The organism is Rhodococcus sp. NPDC055112, assembly GCF_053607505.1.
This window is the reverse complement of sequence record NZ_JBSGTR010000034.1, coordinates 1-12882: the sequence shown is the minus strand read 5'-3', so window position 1 is coordinate 12882 and position 12882 is coordinate 1. Positions and strand designations below refer to the sequence as shown.

General features: G+C 68.7%; 10 protein-coding genes. 5 read left to right on the top strand and 5 right to left on the bottom strand.

Features of this window, described 5'->3' with window-relative positions; genetic code table 11:
• Complete coding sequence (locus ACWFRB_RS15820; RefSeq protein ID WP_452642086.1) at positions 1 to 3147, bottom strand: NAD-glutamate dehydrogenase domain-containing protein; 3147 nt, start codon at positions 3145 to 3147, stop codon at positions 1 to 3.
• 175 nt (positions 3148 to 3322) lie between these two features.
• On the opposite strand from ACWFRB_RS15820, the gene ACWFRB_RS15815 reads away from it, so the two are divergent.
• Both ACWFRB_RS15815 and ACWFRB_RS15810 read left to right on the top strand, forming a co-directional pair.
• The gene (locus ACWFRB_RS15815) at positions 3323 to 4000 is read left to right on the top strand and encodes a TrmH family RNA methyltransferase (RefSeq protein WP_452642085.1); all 678 of its coding nucleotides are present in this window, start codon (positions 3323 to 3325) and stop codon (positions 3998 to 4000) included.
• Between the two features lie 34 nt (positions 4001 to 4034).
• On the top strand, positions 4035 to 5156 hold the full coding sequence (locus ACWFRB_RS15810; protein ID WP_452642084.1) for a glycoside hydrolase family 76 protein: 1122 nt from the start codon (positions 4035 to 4037) through the stop codon (positions 5154 to 5156).
• 9 nt (positions 5157 to 5165) lie between these two features.
• On the opposite strand, the gene ACWFRB_RS15805 is transcribed toward ACWFRB_RS15810, so the two are convergent.
• Positions 5166 to 7112 carry a glycoside hydrolase family 15 protein gene (locus tag ACWFRB_RS15805; RefSeq protein ID WP_452642083.1) on the bottom strand — a complete coding sequence of 649 codons (1947 nt, stop codon included), beginning with the start codon at positions 7110 to 7112 and terminating at the stop codon, positions 5166 to 5168.
• 29 nt (positions 7113 to 7141) lie between these two features.
• Here ACWFRB_RS15805 and ACWFRB_RS15800 point away from each other — a divergent pair, with 29 nt between their 5' ends.
• Positions 7142 to 8287, top strand: a complete 1146-nt coding sequence (locus ACWFRB_RS15800) for a GTP-binding protein (protein WP_452642082.1) — start codon at positions 7142 to 7144, stop codon at positions 8285 to 8287.
• Between the two features lie 70 nt (positions 8288 to 8357).
• Here ACWFRB_RS15800 and ACWFRB_RS15795 read toward each other — a convergent pair whose 3' ends face one another.
• A complete protein-coding gene (locus ACWFRB_RS15795; RefSeq protein ID WP_452642081.1) occupies positions 8358 to 9560 on the bottom strand; it encodes an alkaline phosphatase D family protein in 1203 nt (400 codons plus the stop codon).
• 126 nt (positions 9561 to 9686) lie between these two features.
• Here ACWFRB_RS15795 and ACWFRB_RS15790 point away from each other — a divergent pair, with 126 nt between their 5' ends.
• Complete coding sequence (locus ACWFRB_RS15790; RefSeq protein ID WP_452642080.1) at positions 9687 to 9890, top strand: hypothetical protein; 204 nt, start codon at positions 9687 to 9689, stop codon at positions 9888 to 9890.
• Between the two features lie 178 nt (positions 9891 to 10068).
• On the opposite strand, the gene ACWFRB_RS15785 is transcribed toward ACWFRB_RS15790, so the two are convergent.
• Together ACWFRB_RS15785 and ACWFRB_RS15780 are read right to left on the bottom strand one after the other, a co-directional pair.
• Positions 10069 to 10719: a DedA family protein gene (locus ACWFRB_RS15785; protein WP_452642079.1), complete on the bottom strand. Its 651-nt coding sequence runs from the start codon at positions 10717 to 10719 to the stop codon at positions 10069 to 10071.
• A 4-nt stretch (positions 10720 to 10723) separates the two neighbouring features.
• Positions 10724 to 11401, bottom strand: a complete 678-nt coding sequence (locus tag ACWFRB_RS15780) for a VTT domain-containing protein (protein ID WP_452642078.1) — start codon at positions 11399 to 11401, stop codon at positions 10724 to 10726.
• Between the two features lie 275 nt (positions 11402 to 11676).
• On the opposite strand from ACWFRB_RS15780, the gene fbaA reads away from it, so the two are divergent.
• Entirely contained in the window at positions 11677 to 12714 is a 1038-nt protein-coding gene (gene fbaA, locus ACWFRB_RS15775) for a class II fructose-bisphosphate aldolase (protein WP_027502545.1), read from the top strand.
• The last annotated feature ends 168 nt before the right edge of the window (positions 12715 to 12882 follow it).

Here is a 12882-nt window from a genome sequence, read left to right as displayed (position 1 = left end):
TCACCCCCGGACGGCCAGCGCGAGCTCGGCGTTGACGACGCAGCCCCTGGCCCCGTTCACGTGACCGCCGCGCCGCAGGTCGCCGACCAGGCTCACGAGGCGAGCGGAACCGGTCGGGTGGGCCGAACGCCACCGATCGATGGCGTCCGGCGCCGACGCGTCGGGCCCCGCGTCGCGCAACACCATCGCGACCAGTGCGTGCCAGCGTTCGTACAGGTCGTCCTCGATCGCGTCAGCCGCCATCGAGTCCCAATAATCCGCGGACGCGTCGGCGGGAATCGCCTCGGCCAGCCAGTCGAGGCCGAGGGCCTGTCCGATCTCGCGGTACACCCGGCTGACGTAGGTCACCGGACGCCCGGACCGGTCCGTGGTCTCACCGAGCGCCGGTGCCTGGGACAGCTCGCGCAGCGACGTGAGGTCCTCGTCGAGCCCGCCACCCAGCGGCGGCAGGTCCGCGGCGAGCGCTGCCACCGTCGGGGTGAGGCGGGCGACCTCCGCTCCTGGATCGGCGGCCGGGTCGCGGTGCCGCAGCAGCCATGACGTCGCCCGCTCGATGAGGTCCTGTACGCCGGACAGCAGCCCGAACCGCGTGTCCTGGTCGATGTCCGGCAGCGTCAGGATTCGGTGCCACAGGCGGTCGACGCCGAACGCCGCGCGCACCACCGAGTACGCGAGCACGATCTGTGGCGTGCTCACGCCGAGCCGCTCCTCGAGCCGGTGGATGAATCCGGGACCGACCCGGTCGATGATCTCGTTGGCCAGGATCACCGCGACGATCTCGCGTGCGACCCGGTGTTTGCGCAGCCCCGCGCCGAGGCGGTCCCGGATCGGTCCGGGGAAGTAGTCGAGCAGCACGTCCTCGAACACCGGATCGTCGATCGACGACGAGTCGAGGAGTTCGCTGCGGACCAGGTTCTTCGACATCGCCAGCAGCACCGCGATCTCCGGCCGCACCAGGCCGGTGCCCGCGCGCTGACGGGCGGCGAGCTCGGCGGCCGTCGGTAGCACCTCCATCGCCCGGTCCAGCCCGACCGACTGCTCGAGGTTCTCGATCAGCCGTTCGTGCTTGCTGAGCAGGAAGGAGGCGTTGGCCTCGGCGAGGCTGATGGCGAGCGACTGGCGGTCGCAGTCGGCGAGCACGGCATCGGCGACGTCGTCCTCGAGCGCCGCGAGCAGCGGATCGCGGTCGCCTGTGGGCAGGTCGCCGGAGCGAACGGCGGCATCGAGGGCGATCTTGAGGTTGACCTCCAGGTCGGAGGTGGCCACGCCCGCCGCGTTGTCGATGAAATCGGCGTTGACCTTGCCGCCCGCGAGCGCGAACTCCACCCGCGCGCGCTGGGTCAGCCCGAGGTTGCCGCCCTCGCCGATCGCGCGGCAGCGCAGCGTGGCCGCGTCCACCCGGACGGTGTCGTTGGCAGGATCGGCTGCGTCCGCGTTCGTGTCCGAGGATGCCTTCACATAGGTGCCGATGCCGCCGTTCCACAGCAGGTCGACCCGGGCGCGCAGGATGGCCCGGATCACCTCGTGCGGAGGCAGTTCGGTTGCCTCGATGCCCAGCCTGCGCCGGGCCTGAGGGGACAGCGGGACCACCTTCGCGGTGCGCGGCCAGACGCCCCCGCCCGGCGAGATCACGGTGCGGTCGTAGTCGTCCCAGCTGCTGTTCGGCAGCGTCGCGAGCCGTTCGCGTTCGCGGTACGCCGGTTCCGGTTCCGGATCGGGGTCGAGGAACACGTGGCGGTGATCGAAGGCGCCGATCAGGCGGAGCTGCCGGGACAGCAGCATCCCGTTGCCGAACACGTCGCCTGACATGTCACCGATGCCGACGACGGTGACGGGATCGGTGTCGACCGCCAGGCCGATCTCTGCCAGGTGCCTGCGAACCGAGCCCCACGCCCCGCGCGCGGTGATGCCCATCCGCTTGTGGTCGTAGCCGCTCGACCCGCCGGAGGCGAACGCGTCGCCGAGCCAGAATCCTCGCTCGGTCGAGATGTCGTTGGCGAGGTCGGAGAACCGGGCGGTGCCCTTGTCCGCCGCCACCACCAGGTAGGGATCGGCGGTGTCGTGGACGACGGTGTCCGCGGGGTGCACGGTACGGCCGTCGACGATGTTGTCGGTCACGTCGAGCAGCGCGCCGATGAAGTCGCGGTAGGCATGCCGGACCTGTTCGGGGGTCGGGGCGGCGGCGCGCACGACGAAGGCGCCCTTGGCGCCCATGGGCACGATCAGCGAGTTCTTCACGGTCTGGGTCTTCATCAGACCGAGCACCTCGGTGCGGAAGTCGTCGGGGCGGTCCGACCACCGCAGCCCGCCCCTGGAGATCGGGCCGCCGCGCAGGTGGCTGCCCTCGAGGCGCGGGCCGTGCACGAAGATCTCGCGAAACGGCGTCACCGCTGCCCGCACGGTCAGCAGGGAGGGATCGATCTTGAAGGCCGCGGGACCACCCCGCCGGGTCCCGTCCTGAAACCAGTTGGTCCGGAGGGTGGCGGTCACGAACGACCACAGGGCGCGCAGCAGGCGGTCCGCGCTGAGGGTCGAGGTCTCCGCGACGGTGCGGGTCAGCTCCGCGGTGGCCCGGTCCGCGAGGACCTCTCTGGAGTCGGCCGTGGGATCGAGGCGGGCGTGGAACAGTGCCACCAGGGCGCGGACGAACTCGGGCTGTGCGACCAGGAGGTCGATGATCGTCGGCTCGGACAGTTCCAGGCCGACCTGACGCAGGTACCGGCTGGCCGCTCTGACCAGCACCGCATCGGTCCACGGCAGTTCCGCGGCGGCGACCAGTCGCAGGAAGCCGTCGACCTCGACCGCACCGGTGGCGGTGGCGGTGAAGGCCTGCGCCACCAGCTCCGCGGTCGTCGGAGTCCAGGGAAAATCGGTGGGGCAGAAGGTGAATCGGTGTTCGCCGGTCACGGGGGCCTGGTCGTCGCCGCACGCCAGTTCGTGGGTGGCAACGACCAGACCCATGTGAGCGAAGGTCTCCACCAGGTCGGCGAGCAGCGGGGCGCCGTGTGGCCAGCTCAGCGTGGCGATCAGCTCGCCGGAACCGACTCCGTCCGCGGGTGTGAAGCGCAGCGTGGCGGGTGGCGACGCCGGGTCGTCCGATCGGATGTCCGGGGCCTTCCGGCCGGCTACCGTCGCGACATTCCCCATCGATACTCCCTACTTCGTTGTAGATCGTCTGACGTGGACCAGTGTGTGGGAGAGAGACCTGGGCCACATCCGCCAGAACGGCGTGCAGCCACCCGTCCGCCACGCCCTTTTGGAATTGCCCGGCCGACTGGTCCCGGAGGTCGGGGGACGTCAGACCGGGCGGCACAATGGAGCCGTGAGTGACAACCGCGTCGGCGACGAAGAGCCGGGCCCCACCGAGTGGGGGGAGCATCCCAACGGGGTGGGGCCCTGGGACACCGAGCGGGACGGCCCGCTTCCGACCGATCCCCGCTACGACCAGGAGTTGCTCGCGCTCGGTGACCGCCGCAACGTGGTGGACGCGTACCGGTACTGGACCCGCGAGGCGATCGTCGCGGACATCGACGGCAGGCGGCATCCGTTCCACGTCGCGATCGAGAACTTCGGGCACGACTCGAACATCGGCACGGTGGTCCGCACCGCCAACGCCTTCGCCGCCGCCTCGGTGCACATCGTCGGCAGGCGTCGCTGGAATCGCCGCGGGGCCATGGTGACGGACCGGTATCAGCACCTCGTCCACCACCCCGACGTGGAGACCCTGTTCGAGTACGCGGCCCGCAGCGACCTGGCCGTGGTGGCCGTGGACAACACGCCTGGCTCGGTGCCGCTGGAGACGGCGAGCCTGCCGCGCGAGTGCATCCTGCTGTTCGGCCAGGAGGGCCCCGGCGTCACCGACCACGCGAAACGGTCGGCGGAGATGACCGTCTCGATCGCCCAGTTCGGATCCACCAGGAGCATCAACGCAGGCGTCGCCGCTGGCATCGCGATGCACGCGTGGATTCGCCAGCACGCCGACCTGGGGCGTGCCTGGTAGCGATTCGTCACATATATAGGCAAGATCAATTGTTATGCAGCATCAGTGGGCGGAGCGCGCCGACGCCGCCGAGGAAGCAATGGTCTCCCGGCACGTGCGCCGGTTGTGGGCCCTGCCCGGCACCGCCCTCGGCGTGGTTGCCTGGCCGCCGGTGCGTCGTGAACGGCTCTTCTTCAGCTGGCACTACTGGTGGCAGGCGCACCTCCTCGACTGTGTCGTGGATGCGGCGCTGCGCGATCCCACCCCCAAGCGTCGCCGTCGCATCACGAAAATTGCCCGGGCACATCGAGTCCGAAACATCGGCGGATGGACGAACAACTACTACGACGACATGGCCTGGCTCGGGATCGCACTCGAGCGTGCGCAGCGACTGCACCACCTCGACTACCGGAACGCCATCCAGGACCTGGAATCCCAGCTCTTCGACGCGTGGGCCCCTGACCAGGGCGGCGGCATCCCGTGGTGCAAGAGGTCCGACTTCTACAACACCCCGGCGAACGGTCCAGCGGCGATCATGCTGGCCCGGACCGGACGGCTGTGGCGGGCGCAGGCCATCGCGGACTGGATGGACGAGAAGCTCCGGGACCCGTTCACCGGCCTGATGTTCGACGGCATCCGGACCGACGGCCCGGACTCCCCTGGGGAGCTCGACCGCGAGATCTACAGCTACTGCCAGGGCGTGGCGCTGGGGACCGAGACCGAGCTCGCGGTGCGGCTCGGGGCGCCCCGGCACCGGCACCGGGTGCACGCGCTGGTCGAGGCCATCGACAAGCGGCTCACCGAGGACGGCCTGATCGTCGGCGGTGGGGGCGGGGACGGCGGCCTGTTCAACGGGATCCTCGCGCGCTACCTGGCGCTGGTCGCCGCCGAGCTGCCTGGCGATCGCGCGGCCGATGTGCGAGCCCGCCGGACCGCGGCGCAGATCGTGCTGGACTCCGCGGAGGTCGCGTGGGAGAACCGCCTCCAGGTCGAGGGACTGCCGCTGTTCGGGCGGGACTGGACGGCTCCGGCTCACCTGCCCGGACTCGGCGACGGGATCGCCACCTTCACCGGCGGCACCGTGCGGTCCTCCGACATCGCCGAGCGGGACTTCTCCGTGCAGCTCGGCGGCTGGATGCTGATGGAGGCCGCGTACGTGGCGTCGGGAGCGATCTAGTTCCCGTCGTCAGCCCTCGGCCTTGATGACGCTGGTGACGGCGTCGATGAGCGCGAGGTGGGTGAACGCCTGCGGGAAGTTGCCGAGATGCCTGCCGCTGGAGGACTCGATCTCCTCGGCGTAGAGGTGCAGGGGGCTGGCGAACGAGAGCAGCTTCTCGCACAGCATCCGTGCCCGGTCCACCTCGCCGATCAGCGCGAGGGCGGACACCAGCCAGAACGAGCAGATCGTGAACGTGCCCTCCTCTCCGGAGAGGCCGTCGTCCGTCTCCTCCGGCCGGTAGCGCAGGACCAGCCCGTCGGCGGTCAGCTCGTCGGCGATCGCCAGCACCGTCGCCCGGACCCGATCATCGTCCGGGGGAAGGAAACCCATGATCGGGATCAGCAGGGTGGCGGCGTCGAGGGTGGTGGTGTCGTAGTGCTGGACGAACACGCCGCGATCGTCGACCCCGTTCGCGCAGACATCGGCGTGGATCTCGTCGGCGGCCCGCCGCCATTTCTGGGCGAGCTCGTCCTGGCCACGATCGGCGGCCATGATCGCGCCGCGGTCGGCCGCCACCCAGCACATGACCTTCGAGGCCGTGAAGTGGCGGGGTTCGCCGCGCACCTCCCAGATCCCTCGATCGGGCTTGGGGTAGACGTCGATCGCGCCGTCGACGAGCTGGGTGACCAGGGCCCACGCGGGAGGGCCGAGCTGGCTGGCGTGCTTGACGTGGGTCGCGACCGATTCGATCAGCATTCCCCACATGTCGTGCTGGCGCTGGTTCCATGCGCCGTTGCCGACGCGGACCGGGCGGGCGCCGTCGTAGCCGGCCAGGTGGTCGAGGGTGTGCTCGGTCAGGTCTCGTTCGCCGTCGAGGCCGTACATGATCTGCAGCGGTCCGCTGGCAACGGCGTCGATCAGGAACGCGAAGTACTCGAAGGCCACCCAGTCGTAGCCGAGCTCGAACAGGGCCCGGAGCATGAAGGCGGAGTCCCGCACCCAGGTGTACCGGTAGTCCCAGTTCCGTTCGCCGCCAGGTGTTTCCGGCAGCGAGGTGGTCGCGGCGGCCATCAGCGCTCCTGAGGGGGCGTAGGTGAGCCCCTTGAGGGTGAGCGCGCTGCGCTCGAGGTACGGCCGCCATCGGTGGTCGGGAAAGTTGCCCTTCCTGAGCCAGTCGCGCCACATCCGGTCGGTTCCGTCCAGGAGTTCGGTGGCCTCGTCGACATTCGCGACGGTGTGTCCGTCCCAGCAGAGGGCGACGAAAGCGGTTTCCCCCGCAGACAATTCGGTCCGGGCTCCCGCCCTCGCCGCGCCGAAGGTGAGCCGGAGGTTGCTGGTCAGCGTCAGGGTGAGTTCCCCGGCGGCGCAGGTCGCGCTCTCATAGCCCTCGCCCGAGTAGGCCCACGCGCCCGTCGACATGCCGTACTCGAAGAGCGGCATGCAATTGACGGTGATCTCGACACTGCCCTCGGTGCACTCGGCGGTGCGCACCAACATGTCCTGCGCCACGTGGTCGCCGGGTGGCCGCCGGTACTCCTCCGACCGGGTGGTGCCGTTCCACGGGCCCATGACCAACGCGTCGCGCACCACCAGGGTGCCGGTCGGTAGGCACCAGGTCGTCTCGAGGACCATCGACCCCGGCAGGTACCGGCGTTGCGAGGGCACCTGGGCGTGGGTCGGGCCGAGTTGGAAGGACCCCGCCGACCGGTCCAGCAGCGCGCCGAAGACGCTGGGGGAGTCGGGCCGGGGAATGCACATCCACTCGACCGATCCGTCTGGGGCGACCAGCGCCGAGGTCTGGCAGTCCGACAGGAAGGCGTAGTCGGCGATCGGGGGGAATTCGGACATGACCGCCGTCCTTCGTCTCGTGTCCTGTGGTGCGCCTGTGCCCTGTGAAGGTACGCCGGAGCTCGGCGACCGTGCGTGATTTGTACCCCCATCGGGGTGCCACTCGGACGCAGGGCGGCGAAGCAATTTAAAACGATAACCATTACCATTAGTGGATGACCTCAGCCCCGACAAAGAAACTGCCCGTCACCGTCCTGTCCGGATTCCTCGGCGCGGGCAAGACCACCCTGCTCAACCACGTGCTCGCCAACCGCGACGGCCGCCGCGTCGCGGTGATCGTCAACGACATGAGCGAGGTCAACATCGACGCCGCCCTGGTCGCAGGCCAGGGGCACCTCGACCGGACCGAGGAGAAGCTGGTCGAGCTGACCAACGGCTGCATCTGCTGCACCCTGCGCGAGGACCTCATCGAGGCGGTCGGGGAGCTGGCCAGGGACGGCCGGTTCGACCAGCTGATCATCGAGTCGACCGGCATCTCCGAGCCGATGCCGGTCGCCGCGACCTTCGACTGGGAGTTCGAGGACGGGTTCAGCCTCGGCCAGATCGCGCAGCTCGACACGATGGTCACCGTCGTCGACGCGTCGACCTTCCTCGGTGAGCTCACCCGCGGTCAGCGCCTCGCCGATCGCGGCGAGGTCGCCGGGGACGGCGACGAGCGCAGCATCTCGGACCTGCTCGTCGACCAGGTCGAATTCGCCGATGTCCTGCTGCTCACCAAGACGGACCTCGTCAGTGAGAAGGGCGCCGGGACGGTGGAGGCCACGCTGCGCAGGCTGAATCCGTCCGCGCGGCTGCTGCGCACGGTGGCAGGCGTCGTCGACCTCGACGAGGTCCTCGAGACCGGGCTCTACGACCCCGAACTCGCCGCCCGGGCGCCCGGCTGGGACGACGAGCTCGCCGGTGGGCACACCCCGGAGACCGAGGAGTACGGCATCCGCAGCGTCACCTACCGGGCCGACCGGCCGTTCCATCCGGCGCGCCTCGAGGTCGCGCTTGCCGAGCTGAAGGGGTTGCTGCGCAGCAAGGGGTTCTGCTGGATCGCCAGCAGGCCCGAGGTCGCGGCGATCTGGTCGCAGGCGGGGCCGAACCTGACGATCGAGCCCGCGCAGCTGTGGTCGAGCACCGAGGTGCCGCCGGGGCAGGAGCTCGTGTTCATCGGTGTCCGCCTGGACGTGCACGCACCGAAGCGGATCCTCGACACCGCCCTGCTGACCGACGACGAGTTGGCCGCCGGCCCGCGGGCGTGGGTCGGTTACCCGGATCCGTTGCCCGCGTGGGAACTCGACGACCACGAGCACTGAGGCAGACGGCTCCCGGTGCCACTCGAATCGACCCCGTGGCTGCGCCGCAGCCACGGGGTCGGCCGCACGCCTACGGGAGGATCATCGTTCGTTCGAAGGCCGCGGCGCCCTTGTCGTCGACGAAGACGAGTCTCACGGTGTCCATCTGTGGATCGAAGGTCAGGAACGGCACGTGTGGGGTCCCGCTCTTCCACACGAACTGCCGGTCTGGAAGAAGCATCCATCCGGGGTTGGTATTGCCTGACGTGCAACAGATTTCCCACATCTGCCCGGCGAGCGACCCGTCGTCGGCGGGCAGCTCCATCTGGCCCGTGTAACACATGTGAATGTCGCCGGTGACCCAGAGAACCTTGCGGATGTTCTTCTCGTTGATGAATGCCTTCACCCGGTCGCGCTCGGCGCCGTACCCCTCCCAGCGGTCATCTTTCGACGGGAGATGGTTGACCCGTGCGAAGGGCACGGAGGTGACCACGCACTTGAAATGACAAGGCGACTGCTCGAGGCGCTGCAGGAGAAAGTCGAGCTGCGCCTCGCTCATCATGCGATCGGCGGTCCGCTCCTGACGGCAGTCGAGGACGATGAACTCGACCGTGTTGCCCCAACGGAAGCTGCGCCACAGCGGCGTCTCTTCGGGGTCGTCGGCTTCGAGCGCCTGCACGCGGTAGTAGGCGCGCTTGGCGTTGTCGATCTTCTGCCGCTCCGCCGGGTTGCTGGTCCAGGGAACGACAGTGCCACTGTCGGTGACCTCGTGATCATCCCAGGTGGCGTAGATCCCCGACCGCGGGAAGAGGTCGCGATAGCCGCCGGCGTGATACGCCCCCCATCCGGCCAGATAGCCCTCATACGTGCCACCGTTGGCGTACACCAGGTCCATGTAGCCCTGGTCCCCGAGCGTGATGAAGGCGTCGAAATCGCGTTCGGCGGCCTTGCTGAGCAGGGGCCAGTGGAAGGGGGTGAGGCTGAGCGGGTTCGCGTAGTCGGGTAGGACAGTGCCCTGGCCGACGCAGGAGCTGACGCCGACCGTGACGGGCGCGAGGCTGCCTTCGGGGAGCGCGGTGCGCACGCGGCCGATGAGTGAGCGAAGTGTCGCGGTCTCGGCCGTTCCGTCGAAAAGGCCATAGGAGTACCAGGTTCCCGCCTCCAGGTTCTCGACCTTGGTCTTCGAAAAGCCGTCCGCGTCCGGGACCACTTCCGACTCGAAGGCGACTTCGACCGTCTCCGGCGTCGCGCCCGCCCGCCACACGACGAGGCGCTTGGGCGCCTTGTCGGCCATGTAACACGCGACGACCATCGACGTCGGACGCATGTCCCCTGCGATCACGGTGCGCGGGAAGACCGCGGTCGATTCGGGCACCGCCGCCGGCTCCCAGGACCGCACGGTGACGGAGGACGGGGCGGCATGGGTCGATCTGCCCGTCCCGGCAACCGCTCCGCCCTGCCCCGTGTCGGGCTGCGCCTCGAGGACGGCGGCATCGGCTTCGGCGGCGCAGCCCACAGCGAGCGCCGGGACGCTGACGGCAAGGGTCTTCAGAAATTTCCGGCGAGCAAGCTCGGGCGGGATGAAAGGGGCGGAGCCGCCTTTCGTGTGTTCGGCCTTGAATGATTCCTTCGACAACGGGGTCCACCTTGAGCGTCAGAAAGATACCGATGAGTCGGTGGGACCTTATGTCCATCTGATCGTTGCCGGAGCGGGAACGCGGCATCGGCATCGGATGCGAACCGGATCCGGGTCGCGCCAGGTCGCATCCGTGTCGTGTTGCCGCCGGAACGGGGCCCGAAGATCAGTCGACGGTGTAGTCGACGGGCGGCTTCGCCATCTCCTGCCGGTAGTGCCGGATGCCGAGCACGGTGCCGACGACCAGGCACACCACCATCACCGCGAGCACCGCCGGCATCAGCCACGGGACACGCTTGAGGAACTCGCCCGCATAGAAGCCGATCAGCAGCAGCACCGGCGCCCAGGCCAGGGCCCCCAGGCTGCTGGCCACCGTGTACATGCGGTGGTTCATCCCCGCCGCGCCCGCGACCAGCGGACACAGGGTCCGGACGAACGGAATCCAGCGCGCCACCAGAACCGACAGGAAGCCGTGCCGGTCCAACAGGACGTTGACCTTGTGCAGGTTCTCGGCCGTCACGTAGCGGCCACCGCGGCGCGCCACCAGGTGGTGACCGGTGCGCAGGCCGATCCGGTACCCGACCTGGTTGCCCGCGATGGCGGCGACCGCGGCGCCGGCGGACAGCGCCCACACGTGGACCGAGCCCGAGGAGTGGCCTGCCAGCACGATGCCCGCCGTGATCAGCAGCGAGTCCCCTGGCAGGAACAGCCCGATGATGACGGCGCACTCGAGAAAGACGAAGGTGAGGACGATCAGCCACACCACCGCCGGTCCGGCGGTTTCCAGTGGCGCAAAACTGCCGGCGGCGAGCGTCATCCGGCTAGGGCGTCGGGTCGTCTTGGGTCACGGAAACCTCGGGCGCTGTCGCTGCGACCGGTTCGCGGCGCGAGGCCAGCACCTTCTTGGCGACCGCGGCGATGCCCGGCAGGATCGAGATGAAGACGATGAGCAGGAAGATGGCCTCGACGTTGTCGCGGATGAAGGCGACATTGCCGAGGAAGTAGCCCAGGATCGTGACGCCGCCGCCCCACAGGATGCCGCCGACGATGTCGTAGCCGAGGAAGGTGCGGTAGTTCATCTTCGAAACCCCCGCGATCACGGGGGTGAAGGTGCGCACGATCGGCACGAAGCGGGCCAGGATGATCGTCTTCGGCCCGTGCTTCTCGAAGAAGGCGTGCGACTCGGTCACGTACTCCTTCTTGAAGAAGCGCGAGTCCTCCTTCTTGAAGAGCGCAGGGCCGATCTTGCGACCGATCCAGTACGCGGTCTGGTCGCCGAGGATCGCGATCACCGGCACGGCGACCATCAGCACCCAGATGTTGACCGGCGGATTCGGCTGGGCGGCGAGCAGGCCGCCGGTGAACAGCAGCGAATCGCCAGGTAGGAGCGGGAACAGCAGGCCCGTCTCGATGAACACGATCGTGAGGATCGCGGGCAGCACCAGGTTCTTGAGCCACGACTCCGTCAGGAGGTACATCGGGTCCATCCACTGGGGCATCAGGGCTAGGTTGGTCACGGACTCCGAGGCTGCCTGCACAATCACGCGGCCCAGAGTACCGGCGATCCGAGGGTGCTCGCCCGCCCGCGCCCCCGCGGCCGGTCGGCGAATGCAGCGACGCACGCGGCCGTGGCGGTAATCGTGAGGTCGTTGGGGGCGGTGAGGGTCAGGAGTCGGCGGGGAGGTGCGGCGGCGTTTGCAATACTGCATGTACCCCCGGCGCCCCTGACATCAAGGGATGCGCCCCCTCGACTCTTTAAATGGAGGTCAGTTCCGTGCCGATCGCAACTCCCGAGGTCTATGCCGAGATGCTCGGTCGGGCCAAGGAGCACTCCTTTGCCTTCCCCGCCATCAACTGCACCTCTTCCGAGACCATCAACGCCGCCATCAAGGGCTTCGCGGACGCGGGCAGTGACGGCATCATCCAGTTCTCGACCGGCGGCGCGGAGTTCGGTTCCGGCCTCGGCGTCAAGGACATGGTCACCGGCGCCGTCGCGCTGGCCGAGTTCGCGCACGTCATCGCCGCGAAGTACGACGTGACCATCGCGCTGCACACCGACCACTGCCCCAAGGACAAGCTCGACGGCTTCGTGCGCCCGCTGCTCGCGATCTCGCAGGAGCGCGTCAACGCGGGCCAGAACCCGCTGTTCCAGTCGCACATGTGGGACGGCTCGGCCATCCCGATCGACGAGAACCTGGAGATCGCCAAGGAGCTGCTCAAGCTGTCGGCGGCCGCGAAGATCATCCTCGAGGTGGAGATCGGCGTCGTCGGCGGCGAAGAGGACGGCGTCGAGGCCGAGATCAACGACAAGCTCTACACCTCCAGCGAGGACTTCGAGAAGACCGTCGACGCGCTCGGCGTCGGCGAGAACGGCAAGTACCTGCTGGCCGCCACCTTCGGCAACGTGCACGGCGTCTACAAGCCGGGCAACGTCAAGCTGAAGCCCGCCGTGCTCGAGGAGGGCCAGAAGGTCGCGGCCGCGAAGCTCGGCCTCGCCGCCGGCTCGCAGCCGTTCGACTTCGTCTTCCACGGCGGCTCGGGTTCGCTGAAGTCGGAGATCGAGGACTCGCTGAACTTCGGCGTCGTGAAGATGAACGTCGACACCGACACCCAGTACGCGTTCACCCGCCCGATCGCCGGACACCTGTTCGCCAACTACGACGGCGTCCTCAAGATCGACGGCGAGGTCGGCAACAAGAAGGTCTACGACCCGCGCAGCTACCTCAAGAAGGCCGAGGCAGGCATGACCGCTCGCGTCATCGAGGCCTGCAACGACCTCAAGTCGGCCGGACGTTCCGTCTCCGGCAGCTAGTTCGCTCGCACGAAAGTGCAGCTACCGGCTCGGCCTCTCGGCCGATGCCCCGGTAGCTGCACTTTCGTCGTTTCCGGGCTAGGTGTACTGCCCAGGGACGTTAGTCAAACGGCTGAAGGGAACGTTCCTGCCGATGGCGGAGTGTTGCCGATGGTGATTGTAGGTGTG

Coding starts and splice junctions, on each gene's coding strand:
- ACWFRB_RS15820 (WP_452642086.1), bottom strand. CDS start 3,147: ATGGGGAATGTCGCGACGGTAGCCGGCCGGAAGGCCCCGGACATCCGA.
- ACWFRB_RS15810 (WP_452642084.1), top strand. CDS start 4,035: ATGCAGCATCAGTGGGCGGAGCGCGCCGACGCCGCCGAGGAAGCAATG.
- ACWFRB_RS15800 (WP_452642082.1), top strand. CDS start 7,142: ATGACCTCAGCCCCGACAAAGAAACTGCCCGTCACCGTCCTGTCCGGA.
- ACWFRB_RS15795 (WP_452642081.1), bottom strand. CDS start 9,560: ATGGCCGACAAGGCGCCCAAGCGCCTCGTCGTGTGGCGGGCGGGCGCG.
- ACWFRB_RS15790 (WP_452642080.1), top strand. CDS start 9,687: ATGGGTCGATCTGCCCGTCCCGGCAACCGCTCCGCCCTGCCCCGTGTC.
- ACWFRB_RS15785 (WP_452642079.1), bottom strand. CDS start 10,719: ATGACGCTCGCCGCCGGCAGTTTTGCGCCACTGGAAACCGCCGGACCG.
- ACWFRB_RS15780 (WP_452642078.1), bottom strand. CDS start 11,401: ATGCCCCAGTGGATGGACCCGATGTACCTCCTGACGGAGTCGTGGCTC.